Here is an 18,804-nt window from a genome sequence, read left to right as displayed (position 1 = left end):
AAATACGGAAGAAAAGCAAAAGAAATAGAATTCGCAGGTAAGGCTTGACTCCGTATTGGATTGCCCAACTGTCATAAAAATAGCCAGCCATCAGTGCAAATGGAACTTCAACAAAAAAATTTACAATGCAATAGTTTCAAGGCATTGCACTTCTACCACGCCAAGTGATAACAGCGATTAGAAGAAAAGGCGATTTTTGGGGTGAGCTAACGTCAACATTTCTCAAGAAATTTTATCTTTAACGCAATATCCGCTATTCTTAAAACATGAAAAACAAAATCGGCTTCAACTTTCTATTTGCGATCCTTGCCTTTCCGGTCGGCATGGCTCTGGCAAGAGACTATTACCTTGAAAATAACTCATTCAAGAATCCAGGATTGGGAGTGATTTATCTGGTAGCTTTCGTTGGACTGGTATTCTGGACGCTTAAGAAGAAGGCAATTAGAAATAGATAAATCTGTTGCGCCTAATTTGCTAATTTGGATGGACATGTATGACCTTGTAATACATATAACACAAGCTGTTCATCAGTTTCGAGCGATAGAAAACCAAAATAAAAACTTATTGACAGATGAAAACAAAAGCAGAATATTTAAAACAGCTTAATGCGATTAAATGGGAAAAAGGAAAAGAAATTGAATCTTTTTTGATTCCAGCAATAAACATAGAAGCTGAAGCAAAGCAATCAGAAATTAATCTCGGAGATTCAAAATTTGGCGGAAAACCAGATTTACCTAAGAATGTTGAATGGCCAAAAAGCCAAAACGAACCAATGACTTTTTTAGCGCAGTTAAACTTAAAACAAGTGAGCGAGTTTGACATTGACAAAACCTTACCGGATGTTGGAATGCTATATTTTTTTATCGCAAATCCATCTGAATTTAATTTAGAACATAAAATTGTGTATTCGACTGAAAATGATTTAACCGAAACACCTTTTCCAGCCGAACTGAATGAAGATTGCCGCTTTAGAGATTTCAAAATGAAATTCGATACAATTTACACATTTCCATCCGTTGAAACTTTAGAAATAGAAACCTTAAGTAAAAATGATGTAGCCTCCTATTATGAAATTGAAGAAGATTTCTTCACTTATGAAAACAACCAAATTTTAGGACACGCTTATCCAATGCAAGGTGACGTAAAAATGGAATGGGCTTTTGAGCATTTAGGAATAGAATTTTCATCAGATGGACTTGAAACAAATCAAGAAAAAATAGATAGTATCCGAAATGAGTTTATCAATTTATTTCAATTCTCAACAGAAAATTCAATTCCAGAATTTTTTGATAACTTTTATATTTCTTCAATGGGATATTTTGGAATAAAGGATAAAGATCTGAAAGAACGAAACTTCGATAATACTGTCTTAATATTCCAAAACTCATAAATACAGAAAAGAAGAAATCCGAACGCACGACACGCGTTTGGCAAGATTGCTAATTTTGTGGTTTATTCAAGTTTACATTTCGCAAGAAATTTTATCTTTAACCGAAATTAAACTGATCCTAAGTTCGCGACCTCGAGTAGCGCTGGAACCCTGCCAACCCGTTATGAAAATATTACTTATAACTGCCCTCCTTTTTGTTGTTACTTCTTGTTTCGGACAAGCGAAGAAAATCATGATGTCAAAAGATGATCAGGGATATTTTCGACTTCTGGATCAAGCAGATACCTCTTATGTATTTATAACGGATGCAACGAGAAGAGCGGGCCTCGGCTCTGCATATTCGCTCAAGGAAAAATTGCCAGATGGCGCATATGAGATTTATGTCAACCAAAATCTCAAAGCAAAATACGCCTACAGTAATGGCCTGCGCTCGGGCGACTGGACCAACTTCTACGACAACGGACAAATTGAACGGCTCGTTCCCTACCTTAACGGGAAATTGCACGGCTACAAGCGAAAATATTTTGAGGACGGCAAACTAATGGAACAGATCTTTTACGTCGATGATAAGGCAGAAGGTAGTTCGTTCTTCAACTATCCATCAGGAAATGTAAAATCGAAATACTACCATACAAACGGTAAGATCTATAAGCGTGAGACTTTTGATGAAGACGGCAAGATTGTAATTATTAAAGAGTATTGATTTTCCACAACCTCGCCAAGCGCCGGGACGTCATGCATATACAGTAAACTACGGAATAGATAAAATCAAATGGTGATAGAATCAAAATTCAGAAAATTGTTTTCCATCAGAATAGGAATTGGACTTTTCCTGTTTTTGTTAATTTTATCTTTTTGCGTAGATGGATTGAGAAATCCTGTCGAAACCACAAAGGTATCTTTAATTCTAGCATTTGTTGTGTTGTTCTTTATAATATATCTTTCAATAGGTGTGTTTAAAGATTTTACTTTGAAAATTACGGAAAATGGTATTGAAAAAAATTCTTTAGTATTCCGAACAAAACAATTTATTGCCTTCGATTCTATTTCAAGCGTAGAGGGACAAAAAACAAGATTAAGAAGTACACGCGGTATCAATATATCGGATGGATATCATTATACTACCTTGCATCTTAAAAATGGTAATGCATTAATTATTTCTTCCGATATTTTTGAAAATTATAGGGAAATTGTTGAAGTTATAAAAAGCAGGATTGACTAAAGGCACGATGCATAACAGCCACTGCAACGGATTTCGGCAATTGGCTTAATCAAAAGTTAGTTTGTATTTGAAAGATTTGGAAGATCCGGAGATTGGGATTAATTTAATCATAAACCCGCTGTAGTGCAAGATGTTGGACGAAATTTCGAAGAATAGTAATACAAATAGGTTTGGCAATCAAATTAAAATTTTAAATTCTTACAACAGAAATGTTGCAATTACTAAAAATCAAATTATGATAAAGAAGACTAGAACTAATCAGCGCTTTATGAGATATTCGCTTCTATTAATTTTATTAATATTAATTAATTCTTGCGATGGAAAAATTATTGACTCCGAAACCAAAAAAGCATTAAATGAAGTAGCTATAGAAGAATTAAATAAAGATTTTATAAATTACTCTGATCAAAATGGTGTTTTTGAAATACATCATATCACCAGCTTTGCTTTGAGTGATAATGATTTAACAATAATAATTTCAAAAGACAAATATAAAACAGATACAATCACGATAAAAAACAGAACAGATAAACTTATCGAAATGATTCAAATTAAATAAAAAACCTCTGCTAACAGCCACTATAACGGATTTTGACATTAGGCTTAATTTGAAATTGGTTTTGTATTGGAAGATTTGGCAAATCCGAAAATAGCGCTAAATTCAAAGACCGAAGTAGAATAAAACCAAAATATGAAAATAAAATATTTACTTACCATACTAATTACCCTCATTACTTTGTCTGGGAAAGCTCAAAGCAAATTAAATGAAAATGTTGAAGTTGAAAAATTATTAATTGGAGAATGGAATTTTATAAAAACAGTTGACGAAAAAACAATGAAGTTAAATATATAACCAAAGACTATAAAAACGCTTTTGGCGAAGATATTCAAGTAGCCGCAATTGGACCTGAACTAAACCTAAATCAAGACCACACATATCTTATGAAATTTACTGAAATAAATTCCGAAATTGGAAATTGGAAATTATTAAGTAATAATATGATTATATACAAAATGATAATTCGAAAAAATTCAAAAAATGCCCAATTGATAAACGGAACTCAAAAGTTACTTGATGTAAAATGGGATTTGGATAAAGATGGAAATTATATAAATACCTCAACAGACGAAATAATCTCAATTAATGAAGATGAAATGAGAATTAAGTATGAGAAAAAATACATACTAATTTATAACAAAAAGAAAAACAGCCGCTAACAGCCACTACAACGGATCTGGGCATTTGGCTTACTGGAAATTTGTATTTAACCGAAAAATCTCGCACCTTTATTCCACAACCCCGCCATGCTCCGGAACATTATACAGCATTACCGCCGCGATAGGAATTGTATTTGAAAAAAATAAAAAAAAAAAGTAAATTATAAATGTTATAAATAATTAGAAAATGAAAAAATACGAATATAAGACAGTAGAATTTGAAGCAGATGATAGCAAGCTATCGAAATCAATGCATATAGATTCAACTGAAATTGAACAAATTTTGAATAATCTGGGTGAACAAGGATGGGAACTTGTAAATTCTATTGACTACGCATTAAATGGATTTACCAGAAAGGTTATATTATTTTTCAAAAGAGAAAAAAACCAATAAAACAACCGCCAGTGTCTCTCCCCACAATTGCGACTTTTTAGTAAGTTCACTCGCAGTTTCACAAGAAATTTCATCTTTCACGGAAAATAAACGATTCCCAAGTTCGCAATAGACATATCTAACCCCACACCTTAATTTTACGCTTAATTTTCTAAACATGAATACCACCAAGATAACTAAAGTCGCTCCATCTGAAATAAATCAACTGCAGCAAATCAGCAAACAAACTTTTTCTGAAACTTTCTCCGAAAGCAATACTGAAAAGAACTTGCTAAATTACCTGGAGAAAAACCTATCGAAGGAAAAGCTTTGGGAAGAATTGGCAAATACCGATTCACAATTTTACTTTGCTGAAACAGATCGCAAGATTACTGGATACTTGAAGGTTAATTTTGGCGATTCTCAGACAGAACTCAAAGATAGCAGCGCTTTAGAGATTGAAAGAATTTACGTCGTGAACGAATACCACGGCAAAGGGATCGCTCAGGTTTTATATGCAAAAGCAATCGACACAGCAAACGATCTCGGCGCAGAATATGTTTGGCTTGGCGTATGGGAGGAAAACCAGCGGGCCATCAGCTTTTACAAGAAAAACGGATTTGTTGAATTTGACAAGCATATTTTTAAACTTGGCGACGATGAGCAGACCGATATAATGATGAAGCTTAAATTATAATAGTAGCACAACATGAAAAACAAAATCGGCTTTAACTTTCTATTTGCGATCATTGCCTTTCCAGTCGGCATGGCTCTGGCAAGAGAATATAACTTCGAAAATAGCTCTTTCAAGAATCCAGGATTGGGAGTGATTTATCTGGTAACTTTCCTCGGATTGATATTCTTGACTTTTAAGAAGAGGAAAAATTGGAAGTAAATTTGTTGTGCATGTCCGGCTAGTTTAGATGAACACGTATGACTTTGTAATATATAAAAACAAGTTAGCTGCAAGCTTAAAAAAACGACAGTATGAAATTTATTAAAACAGAATTTTTGTTTCTCTTGACCATTTTATTTTTTAGCTCTTGTGCCCAAAAAGCCCAAGAAAATATCAACGTAAGTTCAGACAAGATGATAATCCGAATATCGGAAATAGAAATCGACCCCAATTATCTTGACGAATATATTTCCATACTCAAAGAAGAAGCAGAAGCGTCTGTAAGATTAGAGAAAGGTGTTGTATCTATTTATCCTATGTTACAAAAAGAGAAACCGAATGAAATAAGAATATTAGAAATCTACGCGGACAAATATGCTTATGAAGCTCATTTACAAACTCCACATTTTAAACATTACAAAACGACAACACTAGAAATGGTCAAAGCATTAAAGCTTATTGATATGGAAGCAATAGACGGTGAAACGATGCCTAAAATATTTACAAAGCTAAGACAATAAAAAGAAAGCCGGCACCTAACACACGCTACAAGCAATTTGGGTATTGGGCTTAATTTGAAATAAGCTTATATTTGGAAGATTGTCAAATCCGAATAACGGGTTTAATTTAGTCCCAAACTGCTTGTATCGCGGGAACGTTGGTAGGAATGTTAGAAACTATAAATAAAATATTATGAAAACAAAATTACTTCTTATTGCTTTTTTATTCACGTCCATAACATATTCACAATGTCATAGACTTGTTGATGCAGGAAACACTTTTGTTTTAGCTCTAAAAACAGACAATACACTTTGGGGCTGGGGAGCCAATTATAATGGCGAATTAGGAGATGGCACATACCAGATTAGACCGACAATTAGCCAAATAGGCAATGCAGCCAACTGGCTAGCAATTGCAACTGGTGGCGAGCATACAATAGCTATTAAAACAGACGGTACCCTTTGGTCTTGGGGTAGTAATACTGCTGGTCAATTAGGAGACGGCACTACGGTAAAGAAAAATACACCTATCCAAATTGGTACAGACAATGATTGGCGAGCAATTTCTACAAAAGGATTTACGAGTTTTGCAATAAAAAACAACGGTACGCTTTGGGGCTGGGGACAAAATAACATAAGTAATGTTGGTCTTGGTTTTTATAGTTTAAACATAACTATTCCTACACAAGTTGGCACCGAAACGAATTGGAAAAATATTTATGCAGGTTTTGATATAACGGTAGCGATAAAAACGGATAACACATTATGGGCATGGGGTTCCAATCTATATGGGAAAATAGGTGTTGGAGGATTTACAGGTAATTACTTGTCCCCTATTCAAATTGGCACAGATACGGATTGGAAAGAGGCATCAACGGGTTATCATACATTAGCACTTAAACAAAATGGAACAATGTGGGCTTGGGGTAATAATTCTTATGGAGAATTAGGAGACAATTCCAACATTAATAAAGACTTACCAATACAAATTGGAACAGATACAGATTGGTTAAATATTTATGCGACTAACTACTCAAGCTATGGCATTAAAAACAACGGTACATTGTGGACTTGGGGTAGTAATACAAATTATGAAATGGGTAATGGAACAACAACAAATATAAGTATTCCTTCTCAAATCAATAATGAAACCAACTGGGAAAGCATATCTCCTAGAGGTAGCCACGTTGAAGCCTTAAAGAGTGATAAAAGTATTTATCACTGGGGAGCTAATCATGGTATTTTACCAGCCACTATTGTCACCACACCCATACAAATGGCAAACAACTGCTTACTCTCCGTAGAAAATTTTCATAGTGATGTAGCAGTGCAGTTATTTCCAAACCCAGCAAACCAAACAGTTACAATTAATAATAAAAGCAATCAAAAAATAACAAGCATTGTTTTTATAGATATGGTTGGTAAAGAAATTTTCACTTTAAATAAAAATTTTGAATCCATAAATGTTGAAAAACTAGAAAACGGAATGTATCAAGTAATTATTAATTTTGAAGAAGGCTTAATTAAAACCGTAAAATTTATTAAAAAATAAAACACTTCTACCAACAGCCGTTTTTCCCAATTGCGAATTTTGTGATAACTTCATGTTTTCGTTTCGCAAGAGATTTTATCTTTAACAGAAAATAATCAGTTCCGTAGTTAGCAACTGACGCCAAGCGGCGGAACGTTATATGCCATTTGAAAAACCGAATAAAAATGAAAGATGAAATAAAACTAGCTGTACAAAACGAAGACGAAAAAGGTCTTATAAAATGTCTTGACTTTTCAAATCAGAATAAGTTTGAGACTGATAGTTTTGAATATATTGAAAAAGCATTGATTGGAACTTGGCACAGTCAACACGAAGACCTAATGAACACAATTTATTTAGATAATTTGTGTGATGACAGATTTGTAGAACCAATTGTAAACATTGCATTTAATAAACAACGTTTTCGATGGAATGATGACGAGCTGGAAACGACATTAAGAAAATGTGTTCATGTACTAAAGACAATTAACTCTGACGTTTCTAATAATGCTCTAGAGAAATTAAAAGATTTAGATAATGACAACGTAAAATATGCACTTGAGATGTATGAATAAAACGGCATATAAAATCAGTTTGGCAAAATGACGGGTTTAGTGCAAAGTTCAGCAGTTGTTCTTCGGTCCAACTTTTGTGCAAAGTTGAAATTTTGCGCTTTGATTTCCACCACATCGCCAAGCCGTAAACCGTTAGCAGTAACCTTTTAGAAAGCCGCAGAAATGAGTGACGATAAGCAAGATTTTGTATTATTAAAAGTTAAGAATAGAAAACCATTTTTTGCAATAATAAATCTTGAAGTTTATAAAAGTGATTTTGAAAATGAAATCATTGAAGAATATTGCGGTGAAGGTTGGTTAAGACAAGGTGTTATCGAAAGTGTTTCAATGAAAGGTTATGAAGATTGGAAAAAAGCTGTGAAAAATGGTTTAGAATTTGCCTTTTCAAAAAGTGCCGAAAAATGGAAAGTCAAAATAAAAAAAGTGGAAGGTAGAATTGCCACAGATACAAATGCAACAATTGTAGGTTTTGCTACAATTTTAGCATTTTGTGAACAAACAAATTTAAATTTAGATAATGATGTAATTGAAAGAATTGAAAATTTCACATTCAAAAGTTGGGAAAATAAAAATGATGAAAAAATACCGAATTTTTTAAATTTGGACTACGAGAAATAAAGGCTACTGCTAAAAGGCGTTTGGTGCAATTGCGAATTTTGTGGTAAAGTTAAGTTCATGTTTCGCAAGAAATTTTATCTTAAACAGAAAATAATCAGTTCCGAAGTTCGCAACTAACGCCAAGCATAGGAACGTTACCTGTCATTTTGAAAAACCAAAAAGTGGAAAAAAGAAGAAATAAAAGGAGAATTTTAAGTTATTGATAGTTTTGCAATAAGAAGTAGAAATGATTTCTATTTGATTGGCGAAATTAGAGAAGGTCTTGCTGAAGTGACTTTGTTTTTGAATATTCCATTTAACCAATCTCTATCATTAACTGTTCGAATAAAATCAATTGAAGAAGTAGAAGTTTCAAGCGAATCCAAAAAATATAAACTCATAGTTGTTAATGCAGATTCAGAATTACTAAATCTACTTTTAGGATTACATATTGGGAGTGAATATTTAAATATAATAATTGAAGGACTAGATTAATAAAATTTTTAATTATTCTAAAATGCTGACTAAAAAACAAATTCTAATTTTATTTCTCATATCATCAGAACGAGGAATAAAAGGAATAAGCTCATTAATGAAACTGTTTGGCAGAGCCGATTTTCCTTCAAATATTTCATCGAATTTGGATGAATTACTTAAAAATAAATTAATAACAGTTTTCGAAAATTTTGACAACGGAACAGCAAAAAATTATAAAATATCTGAAAGCGGAAGAAACTTTTTGATAGCTAATTTTAATGATTCGGAAATAATTGAATTCGTAGGAAATATGGACGAACCAAAATTAATTTTAGAAATTACAAAAGCATACATAAATAAAAAAAACGACAGGTGACACACGCTACAAGCAATTTGGGCAATTGGCTTAATAGGAAGTTAGGTTGGATTTTTACACAAAAAAGGGACGCAAATCAATGCGTCCCTTTCCACAAATAAATAAATTCTAAACAAGCCCCCCGGCTACAAGATGCAAGTTAGCAAACTCATGCTTTCCCTACTTTACATATTTATTAAAGGGAGTTACAGAATTTCAATCTGTGAATTTTTTACTAAATGTGGGAAAACCGCAATCAAAGATTCAGCTCTTCCTATTATTTTTGCAGAAACGTCAAGTTGCAATGGAAACCGACTACTTAAAACTACTAAAAGCACTTCTTAACGCTGTCGCTGATGAAGCACACCGAATATGCGAGACTATCTTAAACACTTCGCTTCAGCTTCCGCATTTCTCTGACTCCCTAGTGTCAATCTTTCGAATGCATTATGATAGTGTAACGAGAGACTATTGCCATAACAGGTCCAACTATAACAAGGCCAGGCTCGAGAAGGTAATTGATGAGCTCAAAGGATTGAACCTTTGAAAAAAAAAGAGGCGCAATTAGGGTACGCCTCTTTTCACTTATGAATATTGATCTAATACAAGTTCACCAACTTGCGACGGCAATTTCTAAATTCTCAATCGATTGCTTTTTATAAAATTCACTTTTGGGTTTATAAAATTTAAACTACAGTTGGGTGTTTTTCGGATTTCTTCGTCAGCTCCTAATGCAAGTCCTTCAATCTCCAGCATGAAGGACAATCGTTATAATCTCCGTTGAAGTTTGAGAGCTCGCTGTAAGCTCCACGGAGAAATCTTTCCATATCGATAATGTTCTTTTTGGTCGCCTCATCCAGATAGCCGAAGGTGAGCTGTGCGACCATCGCGCGGCCCTTGGCCCCCCAAGCAGAACCGCTCGCAGAAAACATCGACACCATACGATTGAAAATATCCTGTTCCTATTTTTTTTTTGTGAAGCTAGAAATAAAACAATAGGCATTCGCAGTTGTTCCGTTATTTCCAGCAAAAGCACATCGAGCACCGCTATATTTATGGTATCAAAAGTACTGGGGCGCAAAACATAACGACCAATCAGATCTATACCAAGATTATTGACGAAAAAAAGCGGGGCGACTAAGATATCTTTCAGATGGATCAGGCGTACCGGTTCTATTGAAGATTGTACTGAAGTATGTCAGGAAAAGATGCGCGCAGGTCAGCCCGTGTTCCTTAACAATATCTGTAATATCTCGCGTCATTAAATTATCATGTCGTAAATTTGCATTGTATTTAAAACCTTGGGCTTGGCACCAGGTGCGCAGCTTTTGCACAATCAATTTTTAAAATATGATACAATCCGTCAAGAGGACCTTTGATATTCTCGAGTATATTGTCCAAAATGGAAATAGGGTCAGGCTGAACGATATTGCAGACGCGCTGGAACTGCAAAACACCACCGTGCACAATTTTCTCAATACGCTTAAAGAGATCGGATACGTGGAACAGGACGATGAGAGTCCCAGATACCGGGTAACTGAAAAGATGCGCTACCTATACAGCACTGAAAGCAATATCGTGATCCTTAAAAGGCATTTGAGGCCGTTGCTCAAAGAAATCAGCAGCCTGACAGGCGAGACAACTTATCTTTCTGTTCAGATGGGATCCTATTTCAGGCATGAATTAAAATGCGAGCCCAAGCGCGCCGTGAAGATTTCCCTGCAGCTTGGAAAGGAATTTGATATGCTAAAGACGGCGGTGGGCAAAATTTTCATGGCGCATTCCTCACATCTTAAAAATACGCTCTGCAGGAACCAGGGCATCGAAAGCGCTGCTAGAATCCATGAATCGCTTGAGGGCGTCCTGGCAAATGGTCGCTCATTTGATCTTGAAGAATTTGAGAAAGACCTGAACTGCGTCGCGCTGCCCATATTTTACAATAACAGGCTAGTCGCCGCCCTGGGCATTTCTGGTCCCGCCTACAGATTCAAAATGCAGGAGATGGACGAAGCGTTTTTAATTGCCACCAGGGTTATCAATGAAAAATTCAATAATGATGAACAATTGGAGATTGCAACTATTTTTATACCGAAGGCACCTTGAAATTTTGGAACTTTGCTTGCACAATCTTAAATTCAATTGACATGATTACAGTTACAGGAACATTTACCGTTAAAAAGAACAAAATCGAAGAATTCCAAACAGGGACACTTGAGCTTCAGAATGCTTCGCTGAATACCGATAAGGGCTGTATCGAATATAAGTTCCACCAACAGCAGGATGCACCTGAGAATTTTTTCGTTTATGAAATCTGGGATGAAATGGCAAGCCTGGAATTGCACGGTGCAAGCCAGCACTTCAATAAGTTCTCAAAACTTCTTGAAGGAAATCTCGACAAGGAACTGGATATACGAATCTACAATACAATATAAAAAACAACAGGCCGCCTCAATAACACGGGCGGCCTTCTTTTTTAAAAAAATTATCATAGACTTACCGCTATAGCTGTGTTACCAAATCTCGATTAAGTTCTCCTCTAGGTTAGAATAGTATTTCTGGTTAAAATGATAGTGGTAAACAGTTCTCCCTCCCACAGGCTTTGCAGCGGGGGGAAGCCTATCCAGGATTCCAAGTTTTATCATTTTCCGATAGAAATTGCCTCTGTTTAGCGTCTTTCTACTAATGTTTTCATACAGCCCCTGCAGTTCTTGCATCGTAAAATTTTTAGGCATCAGATGCGAAGCGATAGGTTTAAATGGCATTTCGCGTTGCAATATTTTCATCAGCTGAAATACCATTTCCTCTTCGCCTGCAATCAGAGCTGGAAGACTTTCTATGGGAAACCACGAACCACATGAATGACTTGCGCATAATCTTTCATTACCCAGCAGGTAATAGGTAATGGTCATATCCAGAGATGCTTTGCTTCGCAAATAAACGTTTGCCTGCTCGAAGAAAGCGCTTCTGTAATTATACACGGATGCTGCACGGCTTACCATTTCATCAAGAGACAGCTTCGGGTCTAGATTGGAACTAGGGATGAAGAAAATCTCTCCCTGCTCGTCTGGATGAAGAAAAATCTTGAGCATCTTGTGTTCATAATTTAATAAAAGGCATTTGATTGTAGTATCTGACAGCCGGTGTGATTTCATTTTAATTCGGAATATAGACAGCATTTGCTGGCTTGAAGCACTATTGCCAACATACAAAATTGCAACATCCTTTCGAATCGCCACCCTAAACGATTACAAGAAATACCCTTAACTTAGTTTAAGATTTTGAGTAGCCATATCGTTTCACTGCCTGCATGACGACAAGCAACCATCCGTATTTCCTACAGCAAAATAGAGATTTGAAGAAACGCACCGCTGCCATCATAGCGATTGCTAGCAATTGCAAAACGAATAAACTGATAATTGATTCCGTACAGTATCATAAGGAAACTATCTTTTTCCTTATCTTGCTCAAAAATTCTGGCGTTATTCCAAGGTAGGAAGCAATCTGGGTGTTTGGTAGGCGGTTTACTAATTCCGGAAACTGCTTCAGAAAACTGGTGTAGCGCTCCTCTGCCGTGGAGCTTATATTTTGAAGTATCCTGTTCTGGAAATTGATATATTTCCGCTCCGTAATGATCCTGAAATTACGGTCGAACTTGTGATAGTTGATAAATAGGTAGAGCAGGTCATCATGATGAATCTGCAATACTACAGAGGGCTCAAGCGCCTCAATGTAAAGGCGGCTGGGTTCTTCAGAGTAAAAACTGTGCAGGTCGCTGATCCAATCGTTCTCTGCCGCAAACTGAAGGTTGTGCTCCTTTCCCGAAGGATCCACGGCAAACTGCTTGAAACAGCCTGAAATAATAAAAAAATAATGCTTGCAGACATCGCCTTCCTGAAGCAGATAACCTTTCCTTCTCACATTTTTTTGGGAAAACAGCCTGCGTACCTCTTCCCGCTCCTTTTCATCAAGCGGAAAAAATTTATTAAAAAAGCCTATCAGTACCTCTGTCGCAAGTGCGGTTTCCGATCTTCCCATCTGATTCTATCTAGTATTTCGAGCAGTAAATATAATAAATAGAAACATGGAATGTGCATGATTCATCAGAAAACGATTCCTCAGATTTCATCTGGAAGATCGGCCCGTCATGCCTCTCTTAATTAGCTCTTGGTGCAAAACACTCGCAATACTCCTTCGTTAAGCAATTATTCATTCTTAAAAATACAGCGGCATATTTTCGATTCACCGCTGTATTTTTAAAAACATAAAATAATCAATGCTGAAGGTTGACACTTCGGCTCCGTCTATTCGTAATTTAATAGCCTGGCTTTTTGTAAAGCTTTTCAAAATTTGGCTTTATTTCTTTGTCATATACTTCATCCATCCAAGCATCTTCAGCGACTTCTTGAATATCGACTGAAATGTATTCTTCTGGTTTTCCTGTCTGCTCCTGGATCAGCTTATTGATTCCTTCGGCAATCTTTACTTTGTTTTCTTCTGGCGTACCAGGATAGAATTTCACTACAATGTGTGGCATGTCTTCTTTATTTTAAATTAATGGGTAATGATGCAGCTCCGCTTTTGAGGATGCATTCAAAGAATGCAAAGTTTAAAAAATATTTGCTGTTTTAGATTAATCATGTTTAAGAAATAGTCTTAAACTAGATTAAGAGCGCTTATTAAATTAGGTTAAGCGCCGCTCTTAGTTCCGCGCATTAATTTTGCAACCTAAAATTTACGTGAATGAAAAAAATTGCGATCGCCTCGATCCTGTGCCTTTTTAGTATGGTGTTGAGCGCACAGGAATACAGCGGCAGCCTAAAAATTGAAAAGATGCTGGACTCCGATGTAAACAGTATCGGCCAGAAGATCAAATATCCAGACTTCAAGGATCCCCAGGTCAAGATGGTGAAGATTACCTTCCCGCCTGGCGAAACCACGGGATGGCACAAGCACGAAATTCCGGTATTCTCCTATATCATGAAAGGAACGCTTACCGTCGAAATGGAAGACAATACCGTTACAGAATTTAAAGAAAATAGCTGTTTTGCAGAATCATACGGCTTATACCACAGAGGAACCAATAAGCAGGATTCTGAACTTGTAGTATTCGTAGTTTACTTGGGCGGCGACGGGCACAGCCTTTCCATAAAAAGATAAAGGGTCTTGTCACGATAGCCTAATTTTTAAATTTAAAATACCAAAAGCAAAGGTCCAGCTTTAATACAGGACCTTGCAAATCGTCTGCAAAAGACACGCTTCGGGATTATTTTAGCAATGGCATCAGTTTTGAGCCGATAAGTTCTATGGACTGTAAAAGTTGCCCATGTGTCAGCCCCGCATTGTCCATCTGGAAGGTAAACCGATCAACGCCGCCAAGAGCCTCACTGTGTCTTTGCAGCTTTTCTGCAGCATGCTCGGGACTTCCGACGATAAGCGCCCCTCTTGGTCCGGCAAGTGAGTTGAAACTGGCCTGCGTCACTGGAGGCCAGCCCCGCTCCCTGCCCATCTTTGTCCACAGTTCAGCATAGCCTGGATAATAAGCAGCAACCGCTTGCTCATTTGTTGCCGCGATATAACCTGGAGAGTGCAGTCCTACTTTTAATTCCTTTGGAGAAAAACCTGCCTGGCGTCCTGCGTTTCTATACAAGTCAACAAGCGGACGGAAGCGTTCTGTTTCCCCGCCGATGATGGCAACCATCAACGGCAACCCTAGCTGGCCGGCACGCACGAAAGATTCTGGCGTGCCGCCTACACCCAGCCACACCGGAAGTTTTTGCTGCAAAGCCCTTGGGTAAACGGGCTGATTTTCTATCGCCGGCCTGAATTTTCCTGACCATGTAACAAATTCGTTGTCGCGTATTTGAAGAAACAAGCCTAATTTTTCCTTGAAAAGCGCATCATAATCGTTTAATTGAAATCCGAACAGCGGATAGGATTCGATCGCGGAGCCTCGCCCTACGACAATTTCAGCCCTCCCTCTTGAAATGATATCCAGCGTGGCAAAATTTTGGTAAACGCGCACGGGATCGGAAGTACTCAGTACGGCGACGGCGCTGGCAAGACGAATATTCTTTGTCCTTGCGGCCGCGGCGGCTAGAATCACGGCTGTTGCCGAATCTAAAAATTCCTTTTTATGATGCTCGCCTATGCCATATACATCTAATCCTGCTTTGTCGGCTGCCACGATCCGGTCTAATAGCTGTTCCATGGCTTCTGCGCTTCCCAGCGAGCTGCTTCCATACATGGCAGAAGCAAAACTGTCAATTCCTATTTCCATACAATTTCCTGATAAATTATTTCTTGGGATTCCAAAAAGAATTCCTTCCGTAAAGATAAGAAATAGATGCATAGCGATACCAAGCCGATAATTATCAGGACAGGGATAAATTACAGGGTTTTCCAAATAATTTTTGTGGCTCTATTGTATCAATTTTCGCTATATTGTGAAGCCTTATTACAACTCTTTTCATTAATTTTAGTGCTTATTTAAAGTTATGACCGATATTTTTAAAATGTTCAAGATAGATCTGGCGGAATCCCAGAGAATCAGCCAGCTGGATAACGAGCCGCACAACCACGATTTCGAAGAGCTGCTGATTGGAAGGAGTGGCCAGCTGGAACATTTTATAGATTTTAAATCTCAGGTGATGGATGCGCCTTTCATCAGCTTCATAGCACAGGGAAAGGTGCATCGGGTAAAACCTTTGGCGAAAGATGGTAAATGCGACATCTGGGCCATCCGATTCAAGAGCGAGTTCATTGCTGATACTGTTTTCCAGCTCTACTCGACTTATCACGACAAGGCAAATATTTGCTTAAAAACCGATGAATGTTTTGACAGGCTGAACGTCATTTGTGAAATTATTTTTCAGGAATACAGTCAGCCAAATCCAGACCTCTCCGTTATCCGCCAACTGCTCAGCAGTTTATTTAGCATCATCGAATCGGAACGAAAAAAGCTAAACCTGAATGATGATGAATCGAGAAAAATCCAAAGCAATACCTTCAAAAATTTTCTAAAATTATTGGATAGCCACTTTATGGAAGCAAAAGACGTAAATTTCTATGCTGAAAAGCTATTCATGACCACCCGGAATTTGAACCTCATCTGCCAGGACATCCTGCACCAGAGCGTTTCTGAAATCATAGAGACGAGAAAATTGACCGAAGCCAAAAATCTCCTGATCACTACAGACAAGACGATTGCCGAAATCGGTTATGATCTCGGATTCAACGAAAAGACCTACTTCACGCACGCTTTCAAAAAAAAATCTGGCTTCACGCCTTCTGAATACCGAAAGGAAATGGCCAAGATTATTTCCTAAAATCACAACTATTCTTCTGATTAGTGTTATCTCTTGAAGCTGTTTGTTTCTGAAATTTGTACTCTAATTTTAAACAAATAAAAATGAAAACAGCATTCGTTACAAGAGGATTACTAGCAGCAGCATTTTTGACAATGTTCACTGCCCAAGCCCAAAATAAAAAATCAGTTGCATCTGACAAAGCCCTGAAACAAATCAAAGAATTGGCGGCATCAAACGCAGTAATTTCAAAAAACCTGGCAACATTCGATACTTTAGATTATACGGTTTTTAGCAACAGGGACTGGACAAGGCTGCATGAAAGCCATTCAAAAGATATCTTGGTACATTTTCCTGACGGCCATACTGAAAAGGGGATCGAGCAGCACATCAAGACATTGGATGCCATGTTTGTCTACGCTCCAGATACTAGAATCAAACAGCACCCGCTTAAATTAGGCAGCGGCAACATGACTGCCGTAATGGGCTATATGGAAGGTACGTTTACAAAACCGATGCCTCTTGGCGACGGAACATTCATCCAGCCGACTGGAAAAAAATTCAAGCTGCAGATGGCAACAATCGGCATCTGGAACGAAGACGGCACGATGAGTGAAGAGTATCTCTTCTGGGACAACCAATCGTATATGGACCAGATAATGTTTAAGTAATCTGTCCGGTAATTTTTTATGGAACGAAAAGATTTTTTAAAAGCTATCGCAATCTTACCGCTTGGAGCCGCCGCAATGAAATTGAACACATTGCACGGCCTGACCGACAGTCTGGCTCCCACAGAACGCATGCCGGTCCTGTTCCTTGGGCACGGAAACCCGATGAATGCCATTGATGACAACGTCTTTACCAGAGGATTCCAGTCGATGGCACAGACGCTGCCGAAGCCACGAGCCATTCTCTGCATCTCAGCGCATTGGGAAACCAAGGGAACCTTCGTTACTGCAATGGAGCACCCAAAAACCATCCATGATTTTGGAGGATTTCCCCAGGCGCTGTTTGACGTACAGTATCCGGCGCCCGGAAGCCTGGACCTCGCTTTGGAAACCCAAAAGCTGGTTTCTTCCGCGCAAGTCGGACTGAATGAAGACTGGGGACTCGACCACGGTTGCTGGACCGTTGTGAAATTTCTCTATCCGAATGCCGATATTCCTGTCATCGAGATGAGCATGGACTATACAAAAGGTCCAGAATACCATTACGCTCTAGGAAAAGAACTTTCGGAGTTGCGGCGAAAAGGCGTGCTGATTATCGGAAGCGGCAATACGGTCCACAACCTCAGATTGGCGGCGTGGGACAAGATGATGGTTCCCGGATATGCCTTTGACTGGGCAACGACCGCAAATGAAAAACTGAAGCACCTGATAACAGACGGCGACCACAAATCATTGATACGATATGACCAGCTCGGAAAAGAAATCCAGATGTCGATTCCCACTCCAGAACATTACCTTCCGCTGCTCTACATTTTAGGCCTGCAGGAAAAAGATGAAAGGGCAACTATCTTCAATGACGGATTGGTGGCGGGTTCGCTCAACATGATGTCTGTTAAGATTGACAGGGCATGACGAAAATAAAATATTCCTTGGTGGCATCGTTGCTGGTGGCGCTAATCTCAATCAGCTTAAGTTTTACTATGAATACAACAGAAAAAAAACCGAGCTTGCATTACCTTGCAAGACAGCCTAAAATAAAAGCGGAAAAAACGCCATTAGTAATTTTGATGCATGGCGTTGGAAGCAACGAGCAGAATATGTTTTCTTTTGCGGACGCGCTTCCCGATAATTTCTTGGTAGTTTCTGCCCGGGGTCCTTTGACTTTGCGACCAAACAGCTATGCGTGGTTTCAGGCGCAGATTATGCCAGACCGCTCTATTATCAATGAGCAGCAAGCCGAAAGTTCCCGAAAAGAGATCATAAAGTTCATCGATGATTTGAAAAATGTGGAGGACTTTGATGCAGATCAGGTTTACCTGATGGGATTCAGCCAGGGCGGCATTATGAGCTACAGCGTAGCTTTGACAGCACCTGAAAAAATTAAGGGAATCGCGGTCATGAGCGGCCGGCTGCTTTCGGAAGTAAAACCTTTAATCACATCAGATGACCGTTTAAAAAAGCTTGATATCTTTGTTTCCCACGGAACGCATGATTCGGTTTTGAAGTTCGGTTACGCAACTGATGCTGTGGATTATTTAAAAAGTAAAGGCCTGCAGCCTGAGTTTCATCAGTATCCCGAAGACCACACGATCAACCAGCAGATGCTCGGCGATGTGGTTGAGTGGCTTTCGAATCAGTCAAAATAATTCTGATTTTATAAATAAAAAAAGCAGGATCGACAGTACTGTTGATCCTGCTT

General features: G+C 37.9%; 26 protein-coding genes. 22 read left to right on the top strand and 4 right to left on the bottom strand.

Translation table 11 applies throughout. From position 1 onward, the window contains the following. Window positions 1-266: 266 nt before the first annotated feature. The 17 genes from ACFPVY_RS02695 (at window position 267) to ACFPVY_RS02615 (ending at window position 11,565) form a co-directional block, all read left to right on the top strand. Window positions 267-455 (top strand): hypothetical protein, encoded by a 189-nt coding sequence (locus ACFPVY_RS02695; protein ID WP_379790172.1) that lies wholly within the window; start codon window positions 267-269, stop codon window positions 453-455. A gap of 116 nt (window positions 456-571) precedes the next feature. Then, entirely contained in the window at window positions 572-1,390 is an 819-nt protein-coding gene (locus ACFPVY_RS02690) for a DUF1963 domain-containing protein (RefSeq protein WP_379790171.1), read from the top strand. Window positions 1,391-1,553: 163 nt separating this feature from the next. Next, a complete protein-coding gene (locus ACFPVY_RS02685) occupies window positions 1,554-2,093 on the top strand; it encodes a toxin-antitoxin system YwqK family antitoxin (RefSeq protein WP_379790170.1) in 540 nt (179 codons plus the stop codon). Window positions 2,094-2,162: 69 nt separating this feature from the next. After that, window positions 2,163-2,612: a DUF6585 family protein gene (locus ACFPVY_RS02680; protein ID WP_379790169.1), complete on the top strand. Its 450-nt coding sequence runs from the start codon at window positions 2,163-2,165 to the stop codon at window positions 2,610-2,612. Window positions 2,613-2,742: 130 nt separating this feature from the next. Continuing rightward, window positions 2,743-3,171: a hypothetical protein gene (locus tag ACFPVY_RS02675; protein ID WP_379790168.1), complete on the top strand. Its 429-nt coding sequence runs from the start codon at window positions 2,743-2,745 to the stop codon at window positions 3,169-3,171. A 132-nt stretch (window positions 3,172-3,303) separates the two neighbouring features. Next, window positions 3,304-3,465 (top strand): hypothetical protein, encoded by a 162-nt coding sequence (locus tag ACFPVY_RS02670; protein ID WP_379790167.1) that lies wholly within the window; start codon window positions 3,304-3,306, stop codon window positions 3,463-3,465. A gap of 89 nt (window positions 3,466-3,554) precedes the next feature. Then, window positions 3,555-3,830 carry a hypothetical protein gene (locus ACFPVY_RS02665; RefSeq protein ID WP_379790166.1) on the top strand — a complete coding sequence of 92 codons (276 nt, stop codon included), beginning with the start codon at window positions 3,555-3,557 and terminating at the stop codon, window positions 3,828-3,830. 187 nt (window positions 3,831-4,017) lie between these two features. Beyond that, a complete protein-coding gene (locus ACFPVY_RS02660) occupies window positions 4,018-4,224 on the top strand; it encodes a DUF4177 domain-containing protein (protein WP_379790165.1) in 207 nt (68 codons plus the stop codon). Window positions 4,225-4,381: 157 nt separating this feature from the next. Beyond that, complete coding sequence (locus ACFPVY_RS02655) at window positions 4,382-4,900, top strand: GNAT family N-acetyltransferase (RefSeq protein WP_379790164.1); 519 nt, start codon at window positions 4,382-4,384, stop codon at window positions 4,898-4,900. A gap of 290 nt (window positions 4,901-5,190) precedes the next feature. After that, the gene (locus tag ACFPVY_RS02650; protein WP_379790163.1) at window positions 5,191-5,619 is read left to right on the top strand and encodes a putative quinol monooxygenase; all 429 of its coding nucleotides are present in this window, start codon (window positions 5,191-5,193) and stop codon (window positions 5,617-5,619) included. A gap of 172 nt (window positions 5,620-5,791) precedes the next feature. Continuing rightward, window positions 5,792-7,150: an RCC1 domain-containing protein gene (locus ACFPVY_RS02645; protein ID WP_379790162.1), complete on the top strand. Its 1,359-nt coding sequence runs from the start codon at window positions 5,792-5,794 to the stop codon at window positions 7,148-7,150. A 164-nt stretch (window positions 7,151-7,314) separates the two neighbouring features. Continuing rightward, window positions 7,315-7,704: a hypothetical protein gene (locus ACFPVY_RS02640; protein ID WP_379790161.1), complete on the top strand. Its 390-nt coding sequence runs from the start codon at window positions 7,315-7,317 to the stop codon at window positions 7,702-7,704. A gap of 162 nt (window positions 7,705-7,866) precedes the next feature. Next, complete coding sequence (locus ACFPVY_RS02635; protein ID WP_379790160.1) at window positions 7,867-8,322, top strand: hypothetical protein; 456 nt, start codon at window positions 7,867-7,869, stop codon at window positions 8,320-8,322. A 237-nt stretch (window positions 8,323-8,559) separates the two neighbouring features. After that, on the top strand, window positions 8,560-8,796 hold the full coding sequence (locus ACFPVY_RS02630; RefSeq protein WP_379790159.1) for a hypothetical protein: 237 nt from the start codon (window positions 8,560-8,562) through the stop codon (window positions 8,794-8,796). A gap of 22 nt (window positions 8,797-8,818) precedes the next feature. Next, window positions 8,819-9,154, top strand: a complete 336-nt coding sequence (locus ACFPVY_RS02625) for a hypothetical protein (RefSeq protein ID WP_379790158.1) — start codon at window positions 8,819-8,821, stop codon at window positions 9,152-9,154. Between the two features lie 1,329 nt (window positions 9,155-10,483). Then, entirely contained in the window at window positions 10,484-11,236 is a 753-nt protein-coding gene (locus ACFPVY_RS02620; RefSeq protein WP_379790157.1) for an IclR family transcriptional regulator, read from the top strand. 41 nt (window positions 11,237-11,277) lie between these two features. Then, window positions 11,278-11,565 carry a putative quinol monooxygenase gene (locus tag ACFPVY_RS02615; RefSeq protein WP_379790155.1) on the top strand — a complete coding sequence of 96 codons (288 nt, stop codon included), beginning with the start codon at window positions 11,278-11,280 and terminating at the stop codon, window positions 11,563-11,565. Window positions 11,566-11,643: 78 nt separating this feature from the next. Here ACFPVY_RS02615 and ACFPVY_RS02610 read toward each other — a convergent pair whose 3' ends face one another. The 3 genes from ACFPVY_RS02610 to ACFPVY_RS02600 form a co-directional block, all read right to left on the bottom strand. Beyond that, window positions 11,644-12,222, bottom strand: coding sequence for an NrtR DNA-binding winged helix domain-containing protein (locus tag ACFPVY_RS02610; RefSeq protein WP_379790154.1), 579 nt, complete (start codon window positions 12,220-12,222; stop codon window positions 11,644-11,646). A gap of 343 nt (window positions 12,223-12,565) precedes the next feature. After that, on the bottom strand, window positions 12,566-13,168 hold the full coding sequence (locus ACFPVY_RS02605; protein WP_379790152.1) for a Crp/Fnr family transcriptional regulator: 603 nt from the start codon (window positions 13,166-13,168) through the stop codon (window positions 12,566-12,568). Between the two features lie 277 nt (window positions 13,169-13,445). Then, complete coding sequence (locus ACFPVY_RS02600) at window positions 13,446-13,667, bottom strand: tautomerase family protein (RefSeq protein WP_379790151.1); 222 nt, start codon at window positions 13,665-13,667, stop codon at window positions 13,446-13,448. Between the two features lie 296 nt (window positions 13,668-13,963). Here ACFPVY_RS02600 and ACFPVY_RS02595 point away from each other — a divergent pair, with 296 nt between their 5' ends. Then, on the top strand, window positions 13,964-14,290 hold the full coding sequence (locus ACFPVY_RS02595; RefSeq protein ID WP_379790149.1) for a cupin domain-containing protein: 327 nt from the start codon (window positions 13,964-13,966) through the stop codon (window positions 14,288-14,290). A gap of 106 nt (window positions 14,291-14,396) precedes the next feature. Here the strand turns inward: ACFPVY_RS02595 and ACFPVY_RS02590 are convergent, their stop codons facing one another. Then, window positions 14,397-15,410: an LLM class flavin-dependent oxidoreductase gene (locus ACFPVY_RS02590; RefSeq protein ID WP_379790268.1), complete on the bottom strand. Its 1,014-nt coding sequence runs from the start codon at window positions 15,408-15,410 to the stop codon at window positions 14,397-14,399. 217 nt (window positions 15,411-15,627) lie between these two features. Between ACFPVY_RS02590 and ACFPVY_RS02585 the strand changes: the two genes are divergently transcribed. From ACFPVY_RS02585 to ACFPVY_RS02570, 4 genes are all read left to right on the top strand, one after another. Continuing rightward, window positions 15,628-16,458 (top strand): helix-turn-helix domain-containing protein, encoded by an 831-nt coding sequence (locus ACFPVY_RS02585; protein WP_379790148.1) that lies wholly within the window; start codon window positions 15,628-15,630, stop codon window positions 16,456-16,458. A gap of 83 nt (window positions 16,459-16,541) precedes the next feature. Next, on the top strand, window positions 16,542-17,108 hold the full coding sequence (locus ACFPVY_RS02580) for an ester cyclase (protein WP_379790147.1): 567 nt from the start codon (window positions 16,542-16,544) through the stop codon (window positions 17,106-17,108). 75 nt (window positions 17,109-17,183) lie between these two features. Beyond that, the gene (gene ygiD / locus ACFPVY_RS02575; RefSeq protein ID WP_465254358.1) at window positions 17,184-18,017 is read left to right on the top strand and encodes a 4,5-DOPA-extradiol-dioxygenase; all 834 of its coding nucleotides are present in this window, start codon (window positions 17,184-17,186) and stop codon (window positions 18,015-18,017) included. Next, window positions 18,014-18,751, top strand: a complete 738-nt coding sequence (locus tag ACFPVY_RS02570; RefSeq protein WP_379790145.1) for an alpha/beta hydrolase — start codon at window positions 18,014-18,016, stop codon at window positions 18,749-18,751. Before ygiD ends, ACFPVY_RS02570 begins: the two co-directional genes overlap by 4 nt. Window positions 18,752-18,804 lie beyond the last annotated feature (53 nt).

Origin of the sequence: Flavobacterium qiangtangense (assembly GCF_042658345.1) — a bacterium.
Classification (GTDB): Bacteria; Bacteroidota; Bacteroidia; order Flavobacteriales; family Flavobacteriaceae; genus Flavobacterium; species Flavobacterium qiangtangense.
The sequence above is the reverse complement of the archived record's forward strand: the minus strand, read 5'-3'. Positions and strand labels throughout refer to the sequence as shown.

Coding starts and splice junctions, on each gene's coding strand:
- ACFPVY_RS02690 (WP_379790171.1), top strand. CDS start 572: ATGAAAACAAAAGCAGAATATTTAAAACAGCTTAATGCGATTAAATGG.
- ACFPVY_RS02620 (WP_379790157.1), top strand. CDS start 10,484: ATGATACAATCCGTCAAGAGGACCTTTGATATTCTCGAGTATATTGTC.
- ACFPVY_RS02625 (WP_379790158.1), top strand. CDS start 8,819: ATGCTGACTAAAAAACAAATTCTAATTTTATTTCTCATATCATCAGAA.
- ACFPVY_RS02670 (WP_379790167.1), top strand. CDS start 3,304: ATGAAAATAAAATATTTACTTACCATACTAATTACCCTCATTACTTTG.
- ACFPVY_RS02585 (WP_379790148.1), top strand. CDS start 15,628: ATGACCGATATTTTTAAAATGTTCAAGATAGATCTGGCGGAATCCCAG.
- ACFPVY_RS02640 (WP_379790161.1), top strand. CDS start 7,315: ATGAAAGATGAAATAAAACTAGCTGTACAAAACGAAGACGAAAAAGGT.
- ACFPVY_RS02665 (WP_379790166.1), top strand. CDS start 3,555: ATGAAATTTACTGAAATAAATTCCGAAATTGGAAATTGGAAATTATTA.
- ACFPVY_RS02645 (WP_379790162.1), top strand. CDS start 5,792: ATGAAAACAAAATTACTTCTTATTGCTTTTTTATTCACGTCCATAACA.
- ACFPVY_RS02595 (WP_379790149.1), top strand. CDS start 13,964: ATGCTGGACTCCGATGTAAACAGTATCGGCCAGAAGATCAAATATCCA.
- ACFPVY_RS02615 (WP_379790155.1), top strand. CDS start 11,278: ATGATTACAGTTACAGGAACATTTACCGTTAAAAAGAACAAAATCGAA.
- ACFPVY_RS02695 (WP_379790172.1), top strand. CDS start 267: ATGAAAAACAAAATCGGCTTCAACTTTCTATTTGCGATCCTTGCCTTT.
- ACFPVY_RS02685 (WP_379790170.1), top strand. CDS start 1,554: ATGAAAATATTACTTATAACTGCCCTCCTTTTTGTTGTTACTTCTTGT.
- ACFPVY_RS02660 (WP_379790165.1), top strand. CDS start 4,018: ATGAAAAAATACGAATATAAGACAGTAGAATTTGAAGCAGATGATAGC.
- ACFPVY_RS02655 (WP_379790164.1), top strand. CDS start 4,382: ATGAATACCACCAAGATAACTAAAGTCGCTCCATCTGAAATAAATCAA.
- ACFPVY_RS02650 (WP_379790163.1), top strand. CDS start 5,191: ATGAAATTTATTAAAACAGAATTTTTGTTTCTCTTGACCATTTTATTT.
- ACFPVY_RS02600 (WP_379790151.1), bottom strand. CDS start 13,667: ATGCCACACATTGTAGTGAAATTCTATCCTGGTACGCCAGAAGAAAAC.
- ACFPVY_RS02680 (WP_379790169.1), top strand. CDS start 2,163: ATGGTGATAGAATCAAAATTCAGAAAATTGTTTTCCATCAGAATAGGA.
- ACFPVY_RS02570 (WP_379790145.1), top strand. CDS start 18,014: ATGACGAAAATAAAATATTCCTTGGTGGCATCGTTGCTGGTGGCGCTA.
- ACFPVY_RS02605 (WP_379790152.1), bottom strand. CDS start 13,168: ATGGGAAGATCGGAAACCGCACTTGCGACAGAGGTACTGATAGGCTTT.
- ACFPVY_RS02675 (WP_379790168.1), top strand. CDS start 2,743: ATGTTGGACGAAATTTCGAAGAATAGTAATACAAATAGGTTTGGCAAT.
- ygiD (WP_465254358.1), top strand. CDS start 17,184: ATGAAATTGAACACATTGCACGGCCTGACCGACAGTCTGGCTCCCACA.
- ACFPVY_RS02610 (WP_379790154.1), bottom strand. CDS start 12,222: ATGCTCAAGATTTTTCTTCATCCAGACGAGCAGGGAGAGATTTTCTTC.
- ACFPVY_RS02590 (WP_379790268.1), bottom strand. CDS start 15,410: ATGGAAATAGGAATTGACAGTTTTGCTTCTGCCATGTATGGAAGCAGC.
- ACFPVY_RS02635 (WP_379790160.1), top strand. CDS start 7,867: ATGAGTGACGATAAGCAAGATTTTGTATTATTAAAAGTTAAGAATAGA.
- ACFPVY_RS02580 (WP_379790147.1), top strand. CDS start 16,542: ATGAAAACAGCATTCGTTACAAGAGGATTACTAGCAGCAGCATTTTTG.